Origin of the sequence: Rheinheimera sp. NSM (assembly GCF_052380015.1) — a bacterium.
Classification (GTDB): Bacteria; Pseudomonadota; Gammaproteobacteria; order Enterobacterales; family Alteromonadaceae; genus Alishewanella.
The window spans coordinates 30,183-53,854 of the sequence record NZ_JBQTCI010000011.1; the positions used below are offsets into that span (position 1 = coordinate 30,183).

The following is a 23,672-nucleotide window of genomic DNA, read 5'->3' on the forward strand; positions in this document are numbered from 1 at the left end:
TTAAGCACTGAGTGAGCTATCCGGTCTGCCCTAAACCAACCGTTGAAGCCCCGGATGGGCGGAATCGAGCCTACAGGGACGTATTTACGGCGTGTTGGTGTGGGCAGCCGGTTTGCTCACGATCAGTAGTTTAATTCATTCTGTTACTGCGTGCCGCCTACGGTCATCGCGTCCAGCTTCAGTGTCGGCTGGCCGACACCTACCGGCACGCTCTGGCCCTGCTTACCACACACACCCACGCCGGCGTCGAGGGCTAAATCGTTACCGACCATCGACACCTGTTGCATTGCTTCCGGGCCGCTGCCAATTAAGGTAGCACCTTTAATTGGTGTGGTAATTTTACCGTTCTCAATTAAGTAAGCTTCAGAGGCGGAAAAGACAAATTTACCCGAGGTAATATCTACCTGGCCACCACCAAAGTTGGGCGCATAAATGCCCTTTTTCACGCTGGCGATAATTTCTTCCGGCTCGTGCTGGCCGGCCAGCATATAGGTGTTGGTCATACGCGGCATCGGCAAATGGGCGAAAGACTCGCGCCGGCCGTTACCGGTAGGGTCTGTATTCATTAACATGGCATTGTGCTTATCCTGAATATAGCCTTTTAAAATGCCGTTTTCGATTAACACATTGTATTGGCCCCGCACGCCTTCATCGTCAATATTCAGTGAGCCGCGCCGGTGCGCTAAGGTGCCGTCATCAACAATAGTACACAGCTTAGACGCTACCTGCTCGCCGATACGGCCGGCAAAAGTAGATGAACCCTTGCGGTTAAAATCGCCTTCCAGGCCATGGCCTACCGCTTCATGCAGCAGCACACCCGGCCAGCCGCTGCCCAGCACCACCGGCATAGTGCCGGCCGGTGCATCAATAGCGGTTAAATTGACCTGCGCCTGGCGCACTGCTTCGCGCGCATATTGCTGCCAGCGTGGCTCGCCGTTCACCGGCTCCGAGAAGTATAAATAGTCGGTGCGCCCGCCGCCGCCGGCACTGCCGCGCTCGCGCCGGTCGCCCTGCTGCAGCAATACCGAGCAGTTCAGCCGCACTAACGGCCGGATATCGCTGGCAAAGGTGCCGTCGGTAGCGGCGACTAAAATCTCTTCATACACCCCGGTTAAACTTACCATTACCTGTTCGGCACGGTTGTCCAGCGTGCGGATATAAGCTTCAATCTGATGTAACAGTGCCACTTTGTCGGTGTTGGTTAAGCTTTGCAGCGGCTCGCACGGCAGGTAAATATCGCTGTTACCGCTTTTGCTGAAAGCTTTAACTTTGCCACTGCTGCCCTGCGCCGCAATGCCGCGCGCTGCCGTGGCGGCTTGTTTTAACGCTGCAGCACTGATGGTATCGGCATAGGCGAAACCGGTTTTTTCCCCGCTAACAGCACGTACGCCGACGCCGCGTTCAATATTAAAGGAGCCGTCTTTCACCAGGCCGTCTTCCAATACCCAGGATTCATGCACGCTGGACTGAAAATACAGATCGGCAAAATTCAGCTGATGATCAAATAAATACCCCAGCGTTTGCTGTAAATCATCGGCTGTCAGCCCGGAGGCGGTGATCAGGTTCTGCTCTGGTGCAGTCATGGTTTGGGCTCACTGTTAAATCGGTTATGGTGCGCCAGCGGCATGCTCTGTTTCAGCTGCGCGCAGTCGGATAAATCTATTTCGGCTGAGATCCAGCCGGTCGCCGTACCGGCATCTGCCAATACGCGGCCCCAGGGGTCAATGATCAGGCTGTGGCCATAAGTTTCGCGGCCATTGGCGTGTACCCCGGTTTGGTTCGGCGCCAGCACAAAGCACTGGTTTTCTATCGCCCGCGCTCTTAGCAGCGTATGCCAGTGTGCCTCACCGGTAACCTTGGTAAAGGCCGAAGGTACGCTCAGCAGATTCATACCCTGTGCCGCTAATGCCTGCATCAGGCCCGGAAAGCGCACATCATAGCATATTGACAGGCCAAGCTTTAACTGGTCGATGTGGGCTACACTGATTTTTTGTCCCGGGTAAGTGCTGGCCGACTCGCGATAACTGCCGGTGCTGTCGCTGATTTGCACGTCAAACAAATGCATTTTCTGATAATCGGCCACTATGCTGCCGTCGGGCGCGAACACTATGCTGCTGGCGCTGAAACGCTGTGGATCCGGGCTGGTGGTGGGCAAAGAGCCGGCCAGTAAATACACGCCAAACTGCTTTGCTAACGCGGCACAGCCCTGCTGAATGCTGCCCTGGCCCAACGCGGCCTGATACTGCAGTTGCAGGCCGTCGCGGCCGCCAAATATGGCAAAACACTCGGGTAACGCCACCAAATGCGGTAAGCCGTTGCCATAAGCCGCACTCAGTTGCTGCAGATACAGCCCCACCTGCGCCAGGTTTTGCTCCGGCTGCGGCACGCTGTTCAGTTGAATGGCAGACAGCCGCCAGTTAGCCATGGGGTTGTTTTCCGTGCGGTTGGTCCGGCGCCGGCAGCTTAATAATGGCCTCCGGCTGTGCTACCCGCACCGGTACCGGCACTTCGGTACTGTGGCGGTTTACTTCGGTCACTACCGGCTTATCAAAGCTGCCGGTAACGGTAAAATTAATTTTCGAAATCACTTCCGCGCTTTGAAATACTTCATCCAGCGCCAGCGCGGCCAGCCCGGTGGCGGGGTTAACCATCCAGGCAATAATTACCGGTAAACTGGAGGTTACCTTAGGCGAGAACGCCATTTGGTAATCCAGCTCTTTACTAACCAGGTCAGCATAGCCCTGTATTTGTAAATTGCCCGGCACGCCATCTATGGCCGCATCGCTGGTTTGTGCCACGCCCTGCGCAATAGCCAGGTTACCACTCATACTGTTATAGAAAAAACCTTTGGCGAACACATCGCGAAAATCCAGCCGCAATTTGCGCAGCAATGAGTCGAGACTGAAAATAGAGAATAAACGCGAGCCCTGGTCGCTGACTTCTGTTAGTGCACCCTCACCTAAATTGAACTTAACCTGGCCGGCAAGCTCGTCCGGCGCAAACTGCTGCGGGGCGCCGGGCCAGTTTAGCGCGAAATCAATTTCGGCACTGCTGCCGGAAATCGCTGACGTTAGCTGAAACTCATCCAGCATGGCGCCCAGGTTAGGCGTTTGCAGCCGGCCGCTGAAATTGCTGTGACCGGCACTGCTGTTGTCATTCTGCCAAACGCCGTTGGCGGTTAAGCGGCTGCGTTTATAGTCGGCACTGAACTCGCTTAACAGCCATTGCTGACCATCGCTATGTGCTCTGGCATTAACCTTACCAAAGCGATAGCTACCCAGCGAACAATCGCCGCAAGTCAGCTGTATTGGCGGCAATTGCAGCAGCCAACGCTGCGGCTGCTGCACCAACTCTGCTACCGCCGGCGGCAACGCATCCGTATCAACCACAGCGTTACTCAGCGGCAAATGCAGGTAATCCAGCGCCGCGCTGATGCCTTTGCCCTGCCAGTCTTTATTGAACGACCAGCGGCTGGCAATCTCAGTACCGTTTAGCTGCAACTGCCAGCTGTCCGGCAAGGGTGTTAATTCAAATACGGTATTGTGCAGCACTATACCCGGTGCCATATCCAGCCGCGCCACTTTACCGCGCACCAGGCTTAGCGCCGGGAAAAACGGCTGCTCTGCGTCAGTATTGCCACTTAATTGCTGCTGTAACAGTTCAAACCAGGGCAAAAATTCGGCTTGCGCCAAATCAATACTGACGTTAAAACCGGCACCATTCAGGCCACTGTCTTTGTGACCTAAAATCAGATGGGCACGGTTTAAGCGTTGTTGTTCGTGCGTCAACTCGGCGTGAAAATGTAACTCGCCGTTATAGTGCAGCGCTAATAGTGAGCGCAGTTCATTGCCTTGGGCGCTAACGCTGAGTTTGCGCTTGTCAGCCGCCGCTTTGCCATAAGGTGCCGGTAATAGCAAAGCCGTTTGCTGTAAATCAGTTTGCAGCTCAGCGCTGTAGGTAAAACCGCTTTGCGGTAAGCTCAGCGCCAGGGTTAACTGCCAATCGGTGTCGCCGTTAACTAACTCTGTCAGCGGTTGATGCAGTGCCTGTGTCAGCTGCTGCGCCTGATGCGTGCCGTTTAACTGCAGTGCTAACTGATACCCCTGCGCACTGTTCTCCCCCTGCAGCGCCGCATTAAGCGGCAGACCGCGCCAGCTCAGGCTGAGGTTGTCAGCACGAATTTGTTCATTATCAAATCTCAGTTGGCCCTGTAACCGGCTCAGCTGCATCGCCGGCGCCGCCAGCGCCAGCTCAGTGTCGTTAAAGGTCACAGTACCGCTGGCCTGCACAGTCGGCTGCTTCAGGCCAATAGCCAGCAATACATCGCCCTGTACCGGCCCGCTGGCGCCAAGGTGCTGCAGGGTTTTGCCCAGATTATCCGCCAGCGGTGATTGCAGCATCAGCGCCGTTAAAACCGATGCTTCTACTGTCTGTTTGATGCGGATATCCAGGGTGTCGGCAGCAAATAAGTCGGGAATCTCAGCACTGACCGTCTGCTGCAGAGCGATACCGGCCAGCTCACCGGCCTGAGTGTGAATTTGCATATTGGCATTATCAAACAGCAATTCGGCGCTTAAACCGGTGAGCTGCGGCCATTCCGGCGCAAACTCAAACTGGCTGTCGTCTAACTGCGCCCGCACCTGAAACACCCCCTGGTGTTCACGGTAAGGAAATTCTGCCGGCTTACCATGCCACAGCATCGTCGCTTCGCTAACGGTGCCACTGACAATGGCCTGGTCTAAATAAGACCGTACTTTGTCCAACATATAAGGCGCCGGGAAAAACCGCCCGGCCTGACCGGCGTCAGCCTGCTGTAGTTTTGCCAGAATGTGTAAACTGTCATCCAGTTGCAGGCTGGCATCCAGTTGCATGGTTCCGGCTTTCAGCTGTAACTGCGGCGCGCTTAACCGCCAGTGCCGGCCATCCGTGCCCGCCTGCCAATATAATGTTGCTGCCAGCTCGTCATAGTCTGTGGCTTGATTAAACAGCCTGTCCCAGCTTAACTGCGATGCCTCACTGTGCAGCCGTAGCCGCGCCAGCCCTGCACTGACGACAAAATCACCGTTTACCTGCTGCAGCCCCGGCACATCGGCCACCGCCACGGTATTCAGGTTATTAACAGCGCCGCTGAATTGCCACTGCCCGGCGCTACTGTGCCATTGCAGCTGTGTCAGCGCGGCATCCGGTTGATACTGCATCAGCTGTTGTAACGGCGCTATATCTTCGGCCAGCAACTGTGCCAGTGGCGACAAGGCCGCCAGCGAAAACTGATTCAGACCGGCTTGCCACTGCGCATCGCGGCGGTGCAACTGAAACTGCAAGCCCGGCCAGGTTTGCTCTGCCGCGCTCAGGGTTAAATCGCCGGAAGAGATCGACCAGCCATTCTCAGCCGGTTGCCATAGCAACTGCCCCTGACCCAATTGCAGGCGATGCTGTTCGCCCTGATATTGCCAGCTCAGGCTGTTATCGGCCAACTCTACCTGGATACGTTGTAACAGGCCATTATCTATCCGGCCCCAGGCCGCAAAATTAATGCTGGCCTGGTCCAGCTTGCGACTGGGCGGTAATAACTTAGCAAACCAGGGTAGTACATCGAGTTTTTCGCTTTGCAAATACAGTTGGCCAAAGGCTTGCGCCAGGCTGTCACCGTGCAAATCCAGCACAAAGGACACGGTGTTGGCCGTTACGCCGGCGAGGGATAAATCACCGTAGCCCTGGTGGCGGTTACCGCTGTTTACCCAGTCTAATTGCTTAATATTGATCATCAGATCCGGGTGGTTATCGTTTTGCAGGATCAGCTGGCTGTCGACTACCGAAAAGTACTCTAACTGGCGGAAAAACAGCGTTTCCAACGCATCCAGCACCGGCGCGCTGTCCAGCGGCTCGTCCTGTTGCGCAGACAGTACAGTGTCGGCATCGAGATAATACTTCAGGCCGCTGAGTTCAAAATGTTGAGCCGTCAGCTGCCGGCTTAGCAAGCTGCGCCAAAAATCTACTCTGACACTGGTTTGGGCAATACTCAGCTGCAACTGCTCAGTGCTGTCATGCAATTGCACGTCTTTGAGCAACAAGGCCGGGCCATATTTTTGCCAGCCGGCACTGAGCTCGCCAATGCTGACATTGGCGCCATAGCGGTTGTAGATTAACTGTTCAAGATGATGTTTGTAGCCGTCGGCATACGGCAGGCTGTAGCGCAACACGGAAATCAGCACAGCAAGCAGCACCAGCCCCAGTGCTAATGCCAACCAGAGTTTATGTAAACAATAAAAACAAACCCGCTTTGTGCCTTGCACTACATCATCACCACATCAAATTGCTCCTGGGTATACAGAGGTTCGGTATGAATACTGATTTGCTTACCGATAAACACCTGCAACTCTGCCAGATTATGAAATTCATCGTTAGTCAGGGCATCTTTTACTGCCGGCGACACATAAACCACAAATTTATCAGCGGCATAGGCCCGGTTTACGCGTACTATTTCGCGCAACACTTCAAAACAAACCGTTTCTACCGTTTTTAAACTGCCGCGCCCCTCACATACAGGACACTCAGAACAGAGAATATGTTCCAAACTTTCGCGGGTTCTTTTGCGCGTCATCTCAACCAAACCCAGCGCCGAGAAGCCATGAATATTGGTTTTTGCTCTGTCGCGTGCCAACGCCAGCTCTAAGCTGTGAAACACCCGTTTTTTGTGTTCGCTGCTTTGCATATCGATAAAATCGATAATAATAATACCGCCCAGGTTACGCAGCCGCAGCTGCCGCGCTATGGCCTGGGTGGCTTCAGCATTGGTATTAAAGATAGTTTCTTCCAGGTTGCGATGGCCAACAAAGGCGCCGGTGTTAACGTCTATGGTGGTCATGGCTTCGGTTTGGTCGATAATCAGATAGCCGCCGCTTTTCAGCGGTACTTTGCGCTCCAGCGCGCGCTGAATTTCGTTTTCCACGTCAAACATGTCAAAGATCGGCCGCTCGCCGGGGTAGTACTCCAGCAACGGCGATAAATGCGGAATAAACTCTTCGCAAAAGGCAGTAAGCTGCTGAAAGGTTAACTTGGAATCGACCCGTACCCTTTCTAACTCAGTGCCGACAAAATCGCGCAAAATTCGGTAGGTCAGGGTGAGATCTTCGTATACCACGCCTTCTTTGCGGGTTTTTTGCTTGCGCTTAATAATCTTGGCCCAGAGCTTTTTCAGGAATTTGGCATCCTGTGCCAGCTCTTCTTCCTTCGCACCCTCGGCCGCGGTGCGCACAATAAAGCCACCGCTGTCATCCAGATAATGGCTGACAATATCTTTCAGCCGTTGCCGCTCGCTGTCGCTTTCCAGCCGCTGTGATACACCAACATGCGGCGAGCCCGGCATAAACACCAGATAGCGCGACGGCAGAGTAATGTCGGTGGTCAGACGCGCGCCCTTAGTGCCTAAAGGGTCTTTTACTACCTGTACCAGTAAGAACTGGCCTTCATGCACCAGCACGCGAATATCTTTACTGACTGCCGGCTTGCCTTCCAGCTCGGCTACGCTGTCGGGTTGCACTATGTCAGAGGCGTGCAAAAACGCGGCTTTATCCAGGCCTATATCAACAAAAGCGGCTTGCATACCGGGTAACACGCGGCTGACTTTGCCAACATAAATATTGCCTACCAGGCCTAACTTAGCCTGGCGCTCTATATGCAGCTCCTGCAATACGCCGTTTTCGATCAGCGCCACCCGGGTTTCACTGGGGGTGACGTTCAGCAGTAGTTCTGCGCTCATAGCTGCTCCTGCCACTGTAATAATAATTGTTCGGTCTCGCACAGCGGCAAACCCACTACCGCGGTGTAGCTACCGTTAATGCGCTGAACAAACTTTGCCGCCAGGCCCTGAATACCATAGCCGCCGGCTTTGTCCTGTGGCTCACCGCTGTGCCAGTAGGCACTGATTTCTGCTGCGCTCAGGCGACGAAAACACACTTCAGTACAAACAAGTTGCTGCAGCTGGCGGGCCGAGTTTACCAGCGCGATGGCCGTCATAACCTGATGGCAGCGGCCGGACAATAACTGCATGGTGCGTTCAAACTGGGCAAAATCGGCCGGTTTACCAAGGATTTCGCCATCGGCTACCACCACAGTATCGGCACCCAGCACCGGTAAATCACTGTTGCTCCGCGCCAGGCCTGCCCGGGCTTTTTGCAGCGCCAGCCGCTGTACATAGTCGGTTGCGGCTTCACCCGCCAGCGGGGTTTCGTCTATATCGGCGCTGACGAGGCTGAAACTCACACCAAGTTGTGCCAGCAGTTCACGCCGGCGCGGGGAGGAAGAGGCTAAAACGATATCGGGATAACTCATTGGATTTTTAATTGCCGCCTGTAGCGCCGCAGTAGCCAGAATAACCAGGGCCACACCAACATACCGGTCAGCACCGGCCACAAATATTGCGGCAAAAAATACACTCCGGTTAAGAAGTGGCTGAGCCAAAATAACAGTAAATGATACAGCGCCAGCAATAAGCCCAGTAACAGCGATTGCTGCACAATGGAAAAATTGCGGATTTTAAGATGATGCAGTGCCACAACAAAAATAACCACGGCAAAGGCCAGCGCATTGACGCCCAATACGGTGCCTACCAACACATCGACAATAAAGCCGGTAAAAAAGGCCGTACCCACGCTAATCCGTTGCGGCAGTGCCATGGTCCAATACATTAATACCAGTAAGGCCCAATCCGGCCGCGCTAACTTCACCAGTTGCGGCATCGGCATCACGGTAAGCAGCAGCGCGACAAATAGGGTCAGATAAATAAAAGCTGAACCTTGGGGTTTGCGCATCAGGGCTGCTCCTGCGGTAGTTCCGTGGCAGTAACTTGGCTGCTGTCGGTTAGCAACAACACATGCCGGATGCGATCCAGCTGTGCATAAGGCTCGGCATAAACCAGCATAAACGGCTGACTGGCATCCTGGCTGATCCTGACCACCCTGGCCACCGGATAGCCTTCCGGGAAGCGGCCGTCCAGGCCCGAGGTTAATAAACGGTCACCTTCACGGATATCAGTGCTGTGCGGCAAATGCATGACCCTAAGCACATCCCATTGCCCGAGGCCTTCGACAATAGCCCGCACTCCTGTGCGTTCCGCCCGGACGGCCAGCGCGTGGGTGTTATCAGAAATAAGCAAAGCGCGGCTGCTGGTAGGGCCGACACTGACAATCTGCCCCACTATGCCCTGATCATCAATTACCGGCTGATGCTCTGTGACGCCATCGCTGCTGCCTTTGTTTAATACTACCTGGTGGCTGAACGGGTGACTGTATACTGCCAGCACTTCGGCGACCAGGCGCTCGCCTTCAATCACCGAGGACGAGCCGAGCAAGGCGCGCAGCTTTTCATTTTCCTGCTGAAAAAAGCGCAATAACTGTAACTGGCCGCTTTGCTGCAACAGAGTTTCTTTTAACCGGGCATTTTCTTCCAGTACGGCTTGCTGCGACATAAATTGGGCAGACGCGCCGGAAAACAGCGTTTCCGGCAAGCTGGCGACATAGAATAACGGGCTAACGGCGGTAGTAAGGTAACTGCGCAGTTGGGTGGAACTGTCCGTGTAGCGGTCGAGAAACATCAGGCCAGCACTGCACACCACGGCTAAAAACAACCGCAGTGGCAATGACGGGCCCCGACTATAAATCTGGTTCATACAGGTGCAGACACAGCAGACAGGTTCAGTTAGTCATAACTGAACACATCACCACCGTGCATATCAATCATCTCCAGTGCTTTACCGCCGCCACGGGCGACACAGGTTAACGGGTCATCAGCCACCACCACCGGAATACCGGTTTCTTCCATCAGTAACCGGTCAAGGTCACGCAACAGTGCGCCACCACCGGTTAATACCATACCGCGTTCAGAAATATCTGACGCCAGCTCGGGCGGTGATTGCTCCAGCGCCACCATTACTGCACTGACAATACCGGCCAGTGGCTCTTGCAGCGCTTCTAAAATTTCATTACTGGTCATGGTAAAGCTGCGTGGTACGCCTTCAGCCAGGTTGCGGCCGCGCACTTCAATTTCCAGTACGTCGTCGCTGGGGTAAGCTGAACCAATTTCAGTTTTAATCCGCTCTGCGGTAGCTTCGCCAATTAAAATGCCGTAGTTACGGCGGATATAGTTGACGATAGCGTCATCAAATTTGTCACCACCAATGCGCACTGACGAGGAATACACCACGCCGTTCAGCGAGATAATGGCAACTTCAGTAGTACCACCACCGATATCCACCACCATAGAGCCGGTGGCTTCTGATACCGGTAAGCCGGCGCCGATAGCGGCGGCCATAGGTTCATCAATTAAATACACTTCACGAGCACCGGCGCCCTGGGCCGACTCTCGAATAGCCCGGCGCTCTACCTGCGTAGAACCGCAAGGTACGCATACCAGCACGCGTGGGCTGGGGCGTAAAAAACTGTTGCTGTGGGCCTGGCGGATAAAATGCTGCAGCATTTTCTCAGTTACATAAAAGTCGGCGATTACGCCGTCTTTCATCGGCCGGATGGCTTTAATATTGCCGGGCGTGCGGCCTAACATACGTTTAGCGGCATGGCCCACAGCGGCAACGCTTTTGGGCCCACCGGCGCGTTCCTGACGGATAGCCACTACGGAGGGTTCATTCAGCACTATGCCCTGATCTTTTACGTAAATCAGAGTATTTGCTGTACCCAAATCGATAGATAAGTCGTTTGAAAAGAGGCCACGTAATTTATTAAACATGAAAGAACCGGATCCTTATAAACCTGAGTGTCGCACGAGCACTCAGCACTGCGTCGCCTTAGCATAGCAGCGTTGGTAAACATAGCGAGAGTTATTCTAAGTAACTCCCCGATAAGTGAATAGCTTTATCTTACATTTTTGTGCAATTAAACCAAGCCCCCACCGCATTTATCTATCTGCTGTACCGAATTGCACCTAAGTAACCCGGCACGGCAGTAAGATTAGCAGTTACTGAAATAGTTCACGCCAGGAAATTTGCCGTGGATTACCTCTAAAGCGACCAAACATTACCTCTGCTGAAGGGTTTTGTTGATAGTCCGGCGTGGCCCCCCGCCAGTAGTACTGCAGCCAGGGCGCTGTTTCATACTGCACTTGCCAGGTCCCCACTGCTGAGGGCGGATTAAGCCATAATGTCTGCGCCGGGAAGCGGCCCAACTGCACAATACCGCTGTTGCCAACCAGGCTCAGAGCCGGCGAGCCGCTGATTGTAGTCAGCAAAGCTGAACTGTTGCTGATTAGCGTGCAACTATCAGCCGCATTGAGCAGAAAGTCGCTGCCATCCCAATATTCTGTGGCAAACACCAGCGGTAACGGTTCATCTTCCGGCCCGGCCAGGTTTTGCATACTTAAACGGCCATAACGCAATGCCGTGGTGTCGTTGTGCAGCGCGCTGATAACCTCTGTCGACACGCCGTCGGCATCGGTTGGTTGGGCATACACTGTCAAATCAAGCGGTGCCGCCGGCAGCGGCGGCCGGCTGGCATAGTGTGACACTGTCATTTGTGCTACGCCATCTTGCCAACTACCCAGCGGGCTTATCGCCCCTTCACCCAGCACGGAGCCGGCAGGTAAGCCCGGCGCGCTGTAGCGCATACCCTGTGCCGCAGTAGCATCGCCCCATACCGACAGATCCAGCCTGGCAAAGGCATCGCGGTAATTCTGTGTAACCATGCCGGCCGTATTAAGCGCCTGCAAAGTAAAAGCCGTGCTAAAACCCTGCTGGCCAAAATAGGTGAAGCTGCCGCATGCTGCAATAGCACTGCCGGCGTTAAGGTTGAACCTTTGCGGAATAAAGCGCCCGGTTGGCGCACTGGTGGCCGCCGGAATGGGATCGGCCATCCCCAGGTAACTCAGCGCCGGAACAGCAAAACGAAACACCCCGACTTCCGACACACTTTGCGCCACTACAGTGGTAGCGTTAACAGCGCGTTGGTGCTGATATTGACTCAGCGCCAGGCTGCCGGCGCTGCCGTCGGCTGGCGCCAGCAACTGATGCGTAATGGCAATATCGCTGCGGCTGAAATTAGGTGTTACGGGGTTTTGGCAAATATCAGTGCTGTTTTGGGCAAAAGCGCGCGCGCTGATGCTCAGGTTAAAGTTTTCCCCCGCGCGGCGAAACACCGGGCAGCCGGCATCGGCGGCACTGCACTCACCGCCGGTTTGGATACATAGTCCGGCCGGGCGGCGCTTAAACTGATCGGCACCATTCATTACCAGGCCATTATCTTGCGTTGCCGCCGACCCGGTATAACGGGCATTAAGTTGCAACTGGCCGGCATCGGCATAATTCAGGCTGAAAGCTGCCTGGCCCTGCGCATTAAAATTCAGTGTTAATGCTTGCCGCGTCGCTTCTGTCCGGCCAATATCGGTATTATTAATCTGTACCGGCCAGGACACCGGCCGGCCAGCGCCGTCCGGACTGATATAGTCATTCCAGAACGCCACATTTCTGCTGACATTGGCAAATTGCGGCACACATTGCTGGCTGTTGTCGTCTTTACGTACAGCACTGAGCAGAATATTCTGCGTTGGCTGGTTGGCAACGCCGTCCGGTACATCAAACACCAGGCCGCTGTCAGCAAAATTAACATTGCAGGCCGCTGCACTAAGCGCACCGTTGCCGGCGCGGCACAGCGTTTGGCTCAGCGGCCGCGTTGTCGGCACAGAGCCACTGACACCTATAGTAGTGCTGCCGGTAACACTACGGCGCAAGGCGACAGTGGTGCTGCCACCGCTGAAATTAATCACATTGCCACCAACCCAACCACCGTTAGCTATGGTTGCCGGGCTTAAATTAGCGGTTACCGCTTCAGTTACCAATTCGCTGCAAGCCGCATTTTTACACGCGCGTACGGTAAAGGTTTCCGGATTACAGGTAAGCGCGCGGCCGCTGTAGTCAAACTCGAAGTGATCAATTTGCTGACCTACCGGCGCGGAGCGCAAAGCACAAATGCTGAGGTTATCCAACTCATGGATATTAGTTGAGCCACCGGTAGAGCCGGTAAGCGATAAGAAAAAGTTTTCCGGCACCGGCGCCTGGCCGGTCTGATTTTGCGCATTAAAGGGCGCAATCAGGCTGACAAAACCGCTGCCACTGTCGCGCTCTACTGACACCAGGGTAGTGCCGGCCTGACGCGAATCTACGGTAAAACGATAGCGATGCGGACTGTTTTGGTTGCCATCCACCGCCGGCGACAAACAGTTGCCATTGGGGTTAATACTACCATTATTACAGGTGCCACGCAGGTAGCGATAGCCATTGGTGCCCTCACCCGAGCCGCGCACTACCACACTTTGCTGGCGCCGCCCCACATTGGTACTACCGCCTTCATTAGAGAAATTGCCGTATTCATCCAGACCAAACCCCAGCCAGCCACCGGCAAAGCCGGGAATACCCGGTTTAAAGCCATAACCCAGCGGGCCGCCAAAAGCACCGGCCTGCGGCGTTACTGTCGCATCTGACAACACTAAGGCTAAACCGTCGGCACCGTTACCACCGTAAGCGCGATAATCAAATTCCACAATGACCAGATTATCTGCTGCCGGGTACAGCCGCTGATAAGTAGCAGACGTGGCCTGGTTACCGACAGCCTCCGTCATCCGTAGCCGGCCATTAACAACCTGCGGCGTAAAGTTGCCACTGCTGCGGCTGGTTACCCAGTTATCCGGCGACAAAGTGCCATTGAAGTTGTCGGTGAGACATTGGCCACAAGCACTGCTGCGTGCCGTGCCATCATAACTTAGCCCGGCACTTTGATTTTGATACATCTGGCTGATCTGCACCTGGCTAAGCGCCTGATTAAACAGCAGCACTTCATCGATATCGCCGCGAAAATCATCTGTCTGGTTGCCATTGGCCTGCCACCAGATCCCGACAGCGGCACGTGCTACAGACAGCCCTGCACTGCTGCTGGCAGTAACACAACGCACCAGGTTGTTGTTCAAATACAGGCACAGTTGGTTGCCATTACGGGTCAGCGTGACCTGGCTCCAAACATTGTTAGCAACCACCGGGCTACTGCTGCCACCGCTAAAGGTGTAGTAAGCGCCCTTCAGGCCGGCACGAATTTCATTGTTACCATTAATGTACAGCTCCAATTCGGTATTGGAACTGTTGCTGCTGGCCGAAAACAGCTCGCGAAAACTGTTACCGGCATCCAACCGGAACCACATCGACAAGCTAAAGGTAGTCAGCCCGTTGAGCGCTGCAGCCGGTACATTAATATAATCATTGCCGGCCGCAGAAAAATCGCCAGCCTCCAGCACCTGACCGTCGGCAACAGCGCCAACATTTATGCCCGAGGCCGGATAATTACCGGTTAGATCAGCAATAACCCCGTTATTTACCGCTGTACATAGATCAAGCGGGTAATGCGCACGGGCCTGCTGCAACGGCTCATAAAGTGTACAAGCACCTGCCGGTGAGGCATTGGGTAAACACTGGCCAAACACCTGGCTGCCACCCTGCACATTAACCGTCGAATACCCCGGTGCCTGCAGCACGCCGTATACTGTGCTGTCATTAAGAGTAATGGCACCGCTATTGCTGCTGATATTCACCATAGCGCCGGCTGAACCGATGTTACTGTCATTTATTGATACGGTACTGGCGCCGCTGATACTGCCGCTTTGCATAGTGACACCGGACAGCGTCATACTGTTGTTTGACAGCATGACAAAATCACCCGCCAGGGTGCCGCCGGTCAAATTCATTCCCGAGCGCGCAGTAGCGCCGCCTGATAAATCGGTACCGTTAGTGGTAATAGTATTATTGCTGCTGGTGACCAGGCCGGTAACACTACCGCCGCTCAGATTAATGCTGCCGCCGCTGCTGATGCTGCCATTTACTGCGGTATTATTCAGTGTTATTTCCGCACTGGAGGCCGTTATATTGCCCCAGACAAGGTTAGTGTTAGTACTGTTAATACTGCCGTAATCACTTTGCAGGTTAATCCGCGTCGCCGCACTGCCTATCGTCGCGCCATTCAGGCTGAAACCGTTATTAGCAACAAGTGTTGCAGCGGCATTTGCCACAACAATATCGCCGTTATTTAACGTAACACGGCCGTTACCGTTGCAGCGGAAGCTATTGCCGTTGACCGACCAGTTGGTACTGCACGGCGGGTAATTGCCGCTGCTGAGGTTAAAGGTTGCCGCACTTAGCGGCATTGCACACAGCAACACTAACCACAAAGCTTGTTTCATTGCCGCACCTCTATTTGCACCGTGCGGCTGGTCAGGAAACCGGCGGCCACGCAGTTTGCCGTGCTGCTAAGCTGAAACAGCGGTACGGCACCGGGTGTGGTGGCGGTATAGGCCTTACAACTTAAACTGGCACTGCAGCCCTGCAAAGCCGGGCCGCTAAAGGTATGCGCAGCGCTGATGGCCGCGCAGCCGGCGCTGTTGTTGTCTAACGGAAATAACTCTGTCAGCGCCAGCTCCAGGCCACTTTGCGCGGCAAATAAACTGCGGTTGCCCTGCACTTCATATACTACGGTTTGCGCACTGCCGCTAAGCAAGCGCGCCATACTCAGTGCCAGCGCCAGCATTACTACAATAACAAAAACTGCGATAACCAGCGCACTGCCGCGCTGCGCATAATAGTTAAGGTACATTGGGCAGGTGCACCTCATAGTTAAAAAACATATCAGAACCGCTATCGGCACCAAACTGCAAAAACATATTAACCACCGCATTGCGGGTTAGTACCGCCTGCTGCACCTGGAATTGCGCATTTTTAACCTGCTGTGCCATTAACACCCCGGCACCGGCCGGCGGGTTGCCGGCTGAAAAATCGTAGCCCACCAGGCGGCGGATCTCACCATCACGGGCACAATAGCTGACACTATTTTGCAAAATATAAAAGCGCCGCTCCGGCGAATCCGTAGCAAAGCTGTTGGCGGCTGCCAGCTCCAACTCCACCGTAGCGCCTTCTGCCGGGTTGGTTATTGCGGCCGCGTTCGTTACCGAAGCACCTTGCAATGACACCCGCCTATCGCTCGGTGCATAATAATGCGCCGGCTTGGTGGGATACACGATAAACTGCTGCGCCAACAAGCTGTTGTTCCAGTCAAATAACTCCAGTTGTAGTTCATCACTGCTTTGTGGTGCCACCGGCAGGCGGCGGTATATACCGCTGGCAGCTACCGGAGTAAATTCGACACAACTGCTTAAACCGGCCACCTCATTTACCCGCACACTGTTTGGCGCCGCGTTACGCAGTTCGCGCACCAAACGCTCGGCGACAAAGCGGCTTTGGCCAAGAATTTGTTCACGCCCTGCCACATCGGCATACATTCTGGCACCCAGGCCAAGGTAGCTGCTTACCGCCACCGCCAGAATTGCCAGAATCACCAGGGTAATCACCAGCTCAACCAGAGTAAAACCGCGCGCACGCATTACCAGTTACCCCGCAGTGCAGCAAACTCAATCACATCGCCGGTGGGTGTGGTGATCTGCAACTGAATACGCTTAGTTTGCGCCGAAGCATAACTTACTTGTACCTGTACGCGGTAGGCACGGTAAATATCCAGCAGGCGCGCATCGGCGCTGCCGAAAATACTGTTAATTTGATCGCCGCTGACATCGAGGTTATGAAAGTCGTCTACGTCGTTATAGTGTTCGCGCTGCTCACGCTCTGCCGGCGCACAAAAAGGTGCGCCGTTGCGGCATTCCGGGCCAAAATCTGCCGCCGGCGTACAGGGTTTGGCGCCGGTTTCGTTGCAGCGCAATAAGCTGCCGCTGCGGCTGGATTGTTGATCAAAGGCTTTACCGAAGATTTCATTCATCAGGCTTTGGCCCAGCTCAGCGGCGCGCACCTGATGCCAGGGATCGGCGCTTTTTAACAAAATGGGGCCCAGCACCGAGGTAATAATGGCCAGGCTGATACCCAGCACAACAATACCGGCAATTAATTCTATTAAGGTCACACCGCGGCTGCGTTTTAGCATGGGTGTATATAGCCTTCACTTGCAATACACACCTTTAGTGTAGTCTGTCCCTGTAGCGTTATAGTACAACTACCGGTGCTGCAAGCCGGCCGGCCAAGGTTATCAAAACTAATACTACCGGCGGGCGCTAAGGTAACTTCATCGCGCGCAGCAACACACAATGCCGCGCTGGTATCAGCGTCATTACAACTGGCAGCGCCGATAAGGACAGAGGAAGCAGAGATATTAATAACAGGGGTAATACAATCTGTGCATTGCATTGCCTGAATTTGCACGCGACGCAGCAAATTAAGCAACTGATCCTGATACAGATATTCTGAGGTGCCGGCAGTAGTAAAAAAACGCGGGGCTATGCTGACGCTTAATACCGCCAGTACTACGATGACAACGATCAGCTCAATCAGCGTGTATCCGCAAAAGTTAAGCCTGTTACGCATAAACGGCCCCTTTAACAGCAACCCCGCCAACGGCATAATACCGCAAGCGGGGCTAACACCCGGCGCTGCAGATAATACAGCGCAGACTAATCAGCTAACAAACTTAGTCATCACAACCAGAGGTGAACACCGCTATCGCTGGTGGGGTATTTGCGTCGTCAGTATTGGTGTATTGCACATAACAACCTTTACCGGTAATACCCACTGCAGTTACAGCAGTGGGGGTGCCTATTACTGAGCTTTGGGCGATATAGATATCATCTGCGCCATCAGCGAAATACACCCAATCTGTTGTGGCTGCTGTAGCCACCAACGCAGAGGCGTCTAAAGTTACTGCTTTTATGATACCGTTTGCTGTAGCAGCCGGATAACCATGAATCACATCAACCGCGCCGGCCTCTGTAGTATCTGATGCACCTAACCGACCTTCGATAGCGGCTTTGGCATATACCGTTTGCGCGCCGCCTTGTATTGCACCTTTTAAACCGTTGACCACGCTAACGCGGGCGTCACCGGCAAAGTTAAAAAAGCGTGGTGCTGCCGTTACCGCCAGAATGCCCAGAATAACGATAACAATAATTAACTCAATTAATGTAAAACCTTGGTTACGTTTCATTTCACTGCCTTTCTATTACGGTTTATTTAAGAAAATAGCTACCTGGCCCGTTGATGGGTTATAGGTAAAACCATTGGTCGCGCCTATACCGGCAGCTGGTGCCGCCGTCAAACCGGCCGTTTGGTGAAATTCACACACGGGGGCGGCGTAGCGCACAAAAATACTGTCGTTTGCATCAAACGCTATGTCAGCAGTTGGCGGGCTTTGAAAAACACTCTGAAATGCGGCTATACATTCAGCTGCAGTTACGCTACCAACCACTGATGCTACCAGAGGTGTACCGCCTCCTGTGGGGTAACCAAAAGCACTGTCCACACCAACATTGACGCCATCATAGTTAATGGTGGCAACCCCGGCTGTACCTGCCGGACGGCCCTCAACTTCCCATTGCGCCCGCACTAAACCCACTGCTGAAGCAAAACCGCCGGCGATACCTTGCAGTGACGCATCTTCAGCCTGTGCTGTTACATTTAAAAAGCGTGGTAAAGCTGTAGCGGCTAATAAGCCTAAAATAATCACTACGATAATCAGCTCTATTAAGGTAAAACCTGATTGTCTTTTCATCTTTGTATCTCCCATCCGTTTGTTATCATTAGTATATCGTTAAAATCTGTAATTACACTTACTTTGTCAACCGCTTTACACTGCTGATGCGTATCAGGTGCCTTTGTAGGCGTTGAGCATATCCCACATTGGCGTAAAAATACCCAGTGCTAAAATCAGTACCATTACTGCCACTACGGCAATAAGAATGGGTTCTATTTTGGCAGTCAGGCTTTTTAAATCAAACGCCACTTCGCGCTCATAAAAACCGGCCACTTCTGCCAGCATTTCATCCATAGCGCCGGTTTCTTCGCCCACCGCCAGCATTTGCAGTACCAGCGGGGTAAACATGCCGCTTTGCTGACTTACTTTAAGTAAGCTTTCGCCACGCTCTATGCTGCGGCGCATTTCACGGATTTTACTGCCGAGGTGCTCATTATCTACAGCATCGGCTACCAGGGTTAGCGCACTGGTCATGGGCACGCCGGCCTTTAACATCATGCCAAAGCTGCGGGCAAAGCGGCCCAAAGTAGCGCGGTAAATTAAATCGCCTACCAACGGTACCGCCAGCTTCCATCTACCCCATGTTAAGCGACCCTTATCGGTCTTAACATAAGCGCGCAGCGCCAAAGCACCGCCCACAGCCAGAATTAACATTAACGGCCAGAAGCGGACAAAAAACGCCGAGCTGGCCAGCAAGGCTTTGGTGGACCAGGGCAGCTCGGCATTAAAGCGGGCAAACATAGCGGCGAACTGCGGAATAACCGCCAGGTTAAGAATAAACATCGCTACCACTAAGGTGAGTAACACAAAAATAGGGTAACGGGTGGCCTGTTTAATTTGCTTGCGGGTTTCCAGCTCCTGCTCAAAGTAATAGGTCAGTTGTAAAAAGGCCTCATCCAGCCGGCCGGTGTTTTCCCCCACGTGCACTATGCTAACCATCAGCCGGCTGAATACGTCGGGGTGCAACGCCAGCGCTTGCGACAAATTCCGGCCGCTTTCCAATTGCTCTACCAATTCGGGCAATAACAGCTGCAGACGTTTTGACGCTGTGCTTTGTGCCAGACCTTCTATAGCGCGGATAATAGGAATGCCGGCTTTCATTAACGAGTACATCTGGCGCGAAAACATAATTAAGTCGGTTAGCGACACCTTGCTTTGCCACAGCACTATGCCTTTAACACCGCTGCGGCTTTGTTTTTGCTGCTGCCGTTGAATACTCAGTGGTATATAGCTACGCCGGCGCAATAAATCGGCTGCGGCGCCTTCATTGCCGGCTTCTACTTCGCCGCTGACGGCCTGGCCGGCAGCATCACGCGCTTTGTAAGCAAATAGCGCCATAGGCTTAGCTTTCCTCCGCCGCTGGCAGTGGGTCGGTATCCAGATACTCTGATACGCGGATCACTTCATCCAGGCTGGTAACGCCCTGCTGGGCATACTGCAAGGCCATAGTGCCCAGGCTGGTAAAATCTGCACTGTGATGCGCCAGGTTAGCAAAAGCTTCAGTGTCGCTGCGCCTTAAGGCATCGGCCAGCGGTTTGGTGATCAGTAACAGTTCAAACACACCGAGCCGGCCTTTATAGCCGCTGTGGTTACAAGACTGACAACCCGGCGCATGCCAGTACTTTGCCGCTACACTGGTTTTATGATGCCGCAGCCAGCTGCTCTCCAGCTCGTCCGGTTGGTACGGTTGTTTGCAGTAGTCACACAGCCGCCGCACTAAGCGCTGCGCCACTATGGCGCGCAGGGCAGATGCTACCAGATAGGGCGCCGCGCCCATGTCAATTAAGCGCAAGGTACTGGTGACTGCATCGTTAGTGTGCAAGGTCGATAGCACCAGGTGGCCGGTTAAGGCACCGCGCAGGCCCATTTCAGCCGTTTCCTGGTCGCGCATTTCCCCTACCATGATAATGTCGGGGTCCTGGCGTAAGGTGGTACGCAGTACATTGCTGAACGTCAGGCCTATCTTATGATTCACCTGCACCTGGTTTATCCGTGGTAAGCGGTATTCTACCGGGTCTTCTACGGTAATAATTTTACTGCCGGCCTGATTTAACTCGCTAAGCAAACCATACAGGGTAGTAGTTTTACCCGAGCCGGTGGGGCCGGTAACCAAAATCATGCCGTGCGGACTTTGAATAATACGGCGTAATTTGGCCAGCATCGGCGCCGGAATACCGGTTTCTTCCAGTCGCAGTAAGCCGGCAGATTGGTCCAGCAAGCGCATTACCACAGACTCGCCGTATTGCACCGGCATGGTGGAAATACGCACATCTATCTGGTGTTTTTTTACGTTGATTTGAAAACGGCCATCCTGCGGCAAACGCTTTTCCGAGATATCCAGGTTTGCCATCAGCTTTAAGCGCAATACCAGCGCCGAAGCGATACTGACCTGGTTGAGGATATTTTCCTGTAACACACCGTCTACCCGCTGACGAATGCGCAGCACCTTGTCATCCGGTTCAATATGGATATCTGACGCTTTAACCTGTACTGCATCTTCAAAGATCGATTGCAGTAACTTGACAATGGTGTTGTCGGCGTCAATTTGCTCGTCCAACGCGCTGACATCCAGCCCGCTGTCGTCACCGTGCTCGGCCTTCAGCTGAGTGGCAAAGCTTTCAATTTGCCGTGTGCGACGATACAAGGTATCAAACGCCTGAATTAACTGGCTTTCCCGCACTACAGCCAGCTCTATTTGCCGTGGCGCCAGCAGTTCTGCCAGTTGATCCATTGCCGCTAAATCGGCCGGGTCACTCATACCCAGCAGTACAGTGTCATCACGGTCTTCCAGCACCAGGGCACGGAAGCGCCGCGCCTGCACTTCCGGCAATAATTGCACGGCTTTAGGATCTATCGGCTTTTGCGCGATATCCAAAAACGGCACATTCAGCTGCTGCGCCAAAAACTGCAACAGCTGGGCTTCTGACAGAAAATTCAGCTCGGTCAGCGTGGAGCCTAATTTACGGCCACTTTGCTGCTGTTGGGTTAACGCTTGTTGTAACTGTGGCTCTGAGATAATGCCCTCATGCACCAGTAAATCACCCAAACGCATTTTCAAACGAGGTCTTTGCATCAGGTTACTCTGTAGCAGCTAAACGCTGTTGAATGTAATTCCGGCTGGCAACAGACAGCGCTTCACTGTGTTGCCATGCCTGACGATAATAATGCTGTGCCTGAGCGCGCTCGGCCTGTGCATCAAATGAAATAGCCGCCCCCAGCCACCAACGCCCCTGCTGTGGTTGCAGCACCACCAGTTGCGAAAACCAGTGCAGTGCCGCCTGGTGCTGCCCCAATTGCTGCAGCGCGGTAGCCTTCATAGCGTAGTAATCCGGTTGCTGCGCCAGGGGAAATTGTGGCGGTAACAGGGCATCTACCGCTTGCCATTGTTGCGCTGCGGCAGCGTGCTGCGCCAGCATTAACTGAATATCGGCATGCACTATGCCTTGTGCCACAGCTTGTTGTAACACCGCACGGGCTTGTGCCGGCTGTCCCAGTTGTAACCACAGCCCGGCCTGCGCCAAATACAACTCAGCATCTTGCGGCGTTAGCTGCTGCAGTTGTTGCCAATACTGCAACGCCTGCTGCAATTGGCCGTTTTGCGCAGCGCCCAGCGCTTGTTGCCGTAACGCGGCTTTACGCTGTGCTATGGGTTCGGCCGCATGTTCAATTTTCATCTTGCCGGCCGGTGCTGCGGCTTTAGCAACCCGGGCCGGCACCTCGTTTAGCGCCATAGCTTGCTGTGATGTTTGTGCTTGTGCTTGTGCTTGTGCTTGTGCTTGTGCTTGTGGCCCGGCTACCGGCAACGACTGCTCAACTGTGTTCTCTGTGCTTGCTGCATTGGCAATATTTTCTGCACTGGCGCTATTGGTTGCTTCTACGCTACCAGCCGCTGAGCCATCAGCCGCAGCTGCTACTACGATATCCGCGGTTAAACGCTGCGCTATCTCCACAACATCTGTGGCAGCTGCCGGCTGTAGCAAAGGCGTTGCCGCGGCAGGGTTATCCGCGGCTACATCGCGGGTTAAAATGGCGTACACCGCAAAGCAGAGTAAGCAGAAGCTTAGCAACAACAATATACTCAGCCATAATGGCCGATCCGGCCGGTAGGCCAATTGCGCCGCAGGCTCTGTGGCAACAGCTGTGTGTTGGCGCTGCTCTAAATCGCGCAGCATTTTATTTAATACACTCATAATGCCGCCAACCTTTGCAGCCAGCTGCTGTTAGCAGCTACCGCATAGCCGGCGATTCCGGGCAGCAATAAACCAGCAGCATACCACCACCAACTACGTGGCTTAGGCTGCACATCTTCGGTATCCAAGGCGGCCAGCCGCACGTGCTGATAGCTGGCAGCGGCTTTGCCTTCACCAAATGCCAGCAACAGTGCTTTGTGCGCCAGTATATTTACCAAGCGCGGAATACCGCGGCTATAACGGCTTAATGAGCGCAGCGCTGCGCCGCTGAACAACGCCTGACTGGCGCCGGCCTGTGCCAACCGCTGCTGTAAATAGGCGGCCACTTGGGGGCGGCTCATTAAGGCCAGCTCGCTGGAAAAGGTAATACGCTGACGCAACTGGCGAAAGCGATAGCTTGCCAGCTTTTTATTCAGCTCCGGCTGACCAAACAACACCACCTGTAACAGTTTTTGCTGCTGGGTTTCCAGATTGGTCAATAAACGCAGCGCCTCTAAAGTATCGTCCGGCAGTGCCTGGGCTTCATCTATCAGCACTATGGTTTTTTTTCCCTGAGCTGCCAACAGCAGCAATTGCCGTTGTAATAGCTGCAATAATTGCGGCGCATCAATATTGGCCGAGTGTTTTAAACCCAATTCCAATGCCAGTGCCCAGCGCAACTCCAGCGGCGTTAAACAGGGATCCGGTAAATACGCCAGCTGCCAGTCGGCGCCGGCCTGTTGCAGCAATTTACGACACAGCAGGGTTTTGCCACTGCCTACTTCACCGGTAATTTTAATAAACCCCTCGCCGGCAGCCAGTGCGGTTTGTAATACGGCTAACACATCCTGATGCTGTTGCAACGGCACAAAGAACGCCGTATCCGGCGTTAGGCCGAACGGCATTCGGTTCAGTTGGAAATGCCGTTGATACA

General features: G+C 53.9%; 19 protein-coding genes. All 19 read right to left on the minus strand.

Features of this window, described 5'->3' with window-relative positions; genetic code table 11:
• Nucleotides 1-143: 143 nt before the first annotated feature.
• Nucleotides 144-1,583, minus strand: coding sequence for a metalloprotease TldD (tldD, locus tag ACTZWV_RS19410; protein ID WP_444788138.1), 1,440 nt, complete (start codon nucleotides 1,581-1,583; stop codon nucleotides 144-146).
• A complete protein-coding gene (locus ACTZWV_RS19415) occupies nucleotides 1,580-2,425 on the minus strand; it encodes a carbon-nitrogen hydrolase family protein (protein WP_444788139.1) in 846 nt (281 codons plus the stop codon). The genes tldD and ACTZWV_RS19415 overlap by 4 nt, the downstream gene beginning before the upstream one ends.
• Nucleotides 2,418-6,293: a YhdP family protein gene (locus ACTZWV_RS19420; RefSeq protein ID WP_444788140.1), complete on the minus strand. Its 3,876-nt coding sequence runs from the start codon at nucleotides 6,291-6,293 to the stop codon at nucleotides 2,418-2,420. The genes ACTZWV_RS19415 and ACTZWV_RS19420 overlap by 8 nt, the downstream gene beginning before the upstream one ends.
• The gene (rng, locus tag ACTZWV_RS19425) at nucleotides 6,293-7,759 is read right to left on the minus strand and encodes a ribonuclease G (protein WP_305556650.1); all 1,467 of its coding nucleotides are present in this window, start codon (nucleotides 7,757-7,759) and stop codon (nucleotides 6,293-6,295) included. The genes ACTZWV_RS19420 and rng overlap by 1 nt, the downstream gene beginning before the upstream one ends.
• Nucleotides 7,756-8,385, minus strand: a complete 630-nt coding sequence (locus tag ACTZWV_RS19430) for a Maf family protein (RefSeq protein ID WP_444788141.1) — start codon at nucleotides 8,383-8,385, stop codon at nucleotides 7,756-7,758. The genes rng and ACTZWV_RS19430 overlap by 4 nt, the downstream gene beginning before the upstream one ends.
• The gene (mreD, locus tag ACTZWV_RS19435) at nucleotides 8,328-8,810 is read right to left on the minus strand and encodes a rod shape-determining protein MreD (RefSeq protein WP_444788142.1); all 483 of its coding nucleotides are present in this window, start codon (nucleotides 8,808-8,810) and stop codon (nucleotides 8,328-8,330) included. The genes ACTZWV_RS19430 and mreD overlap by 58 nt, the downstream gene beginning before the upstream one ends.
• A complete protein-coding gene (mreC, locus tag ACTZWV_RS19440) occupies nucleotides 8,810-9,667 on the minus strand; it encodes a rod shape-determining protein MreC (RefSeq protein ID WP_444788143.1) in 858 nt (285 codons plus the stop codon). Before mreC ends, mreD begins: the two co-directional genes overlap by 1 nt.
• Nucleotides 9,668-9,696: 29 nt before the next feature.
• The gene (locus ACTZWV_RS19445; RefSeq protein WP_008219881.1) at nucleotides 9,697-10,740 is read right to left on the minus strand and encodes a rod shape-determining protein; all 1,044 of its coding nucleotides are present in this window, start codon (nucleotides 10,738-10,740) and stop codon (nucleotides 9,697-9,699) included.
• 228 nt (nucleotides 10,741-10,968) lie between these two features.
• The gene (locus ACTZWV_RS19450; protein ID WP_444788144.1) at nucleotides 10,969-15,225 is read right to left on the minus strand and encodes a DUF6701 domain-containing protein; all 4,257 of its coding nucleotides are present in this window, start codon (nucleotides 15,223-15,225) and stop codon (nucleotides 10,969-10,971) included.
• Entirely contained in the window at nucleotides 15,222-15,635 is a 414-nt protein-coding gene (locus ACTZWV_RS19455) for a type II secretory pathway component (RefSeq protein ID WP_444788145.1), read from the minus strand. Before ACTZWV_RS19455 ends, ACTZWV_RS19450 begins: the two co-directional genes overlap by 4 nt.
• The gene (locus ACTZWV_RS19460; RefSeq protein WP_444788146.1) at nucleotides 15,625-16,419 is read right to left on the minus strand and encodes a PilW family protein; all 795 of its coding nucleotides are present in this window, start codon (nucleotides 16,417-16,419) and stop codon (nucleotides 15,625-15,627) included. The genes ACTZWV_RS19455 and ACTZWV_RS19460 overlap by 11 nt, the downstream gene beginning before the upstream one ends.
• A complete protein-coding gene (locus ACTZWV_RS19465; RefSeq protein WP_444788147.1) occupies nucleotides 16,419-16,970 on the minus strand; it encodes a type IV pilus modification PilV family protein in 552 nt (183 codons plus the stop codon). Before ACTZWV_RS19465 ends, ACTZWV_RS19460 begins: the two co-directional genes overlap by 1 nt.
• Entirely contained in the window at nucleotides 16,964-17,407 is a 444-nt protein-coding gene (locus ACTZWV_RS19470; protein ID WP_444788148.1) for a prepilin-type N-terminal cleavage/methylation domain-containing protein, read from the minus strand. Before ACTZWV_RS19470 ends, ACTZWV_RS19465 begins: the two co-directional genes overlap by 7 nt.
• Nucleotides 17,408-17,510: 103 nt before the next feature.
• On the minus strand, nucleotides 17,511-18,023 hold the full coding sequence (locus ACTZWV_RS19475; protein WP_444788149.1) for a prepilin-type N-terminal cleavage/methylation domain-containing protein: 513 nt from the start codon (nucleotides 18,021-18,023) through the stop codon (nucleotides 17,511-17,513).
• Nucleotides 18,024-18,038: 15 nt separating this feature from the next.
• Nucleotides 18,039-18,587, minus strand: a complete 549-nt coding sequence (locus ACTZWV_RS19480) for a prepilin-type N-terminal cleavage/methylation domain-containing protein (RefSeq protein WP_444788150.1) — start codon at nucleotides 18,585-18,587, stop codon at nucleotides 18,039-18,041.
• A gap of 93 nt (nucleotides 18,588-18,680) precedes the next feature.
• Nucleotides 18,681-19,907, minus strand: a complete 1,227-nt coding sequence (locus ACTZWV_RS19485) for a type II secretion system F family protein (RefSeq protein ID WP_444788151.1) — start codon at nucleotides 19,905-19,907, stop codon at nucleotides 18,681-18,683.
• A gap of 4 nt (nucleotides 19,908-19,911) precedes the next feature.
• Nucleotides 19,912-21,642: a GspE/PulE family protein gene (locus ACTZWV_RS19490; RefSeq protein WP_444788152.1), complete on the minus strand. Its 1,731-nt coding sequence runs from the start codon at nucleotides 21,640-21,642 to the stop codon at nucleotides 19,912-19,914.
• Between the two features lie 4 nt (nucleotides 21,643-21,646).
• Nucleotides 21,647-22,759: a hypothetical protein gene (locus ACTZWV_RS19495; RefSeq protein WP_444788153.1), complete on the minus strand. Its 1,113-nt coding sequence runs from the start codon at nucleotides 22,757-22,759 to the stop codon at nucleotides 21,647-21,649.
• Nucleotides 22,756-23,643: an ExeA family protein gene (locus tag ACTZWV_RS19500; protein WP_444788154.1), complete on the minus strand. Its 888-nt coding sequence runs from the start codon at nucleotides 23,641-23,643 to the stop codon at nucleotides 22,756-22,758. Before ACTZWV_RS19500 ends, ACTZWV_RS19495 begins: the two co-directional genes overlap by 4 nt.
• Nucleotides 23,644-23,672: the final 29 nt, after the last annotated feature.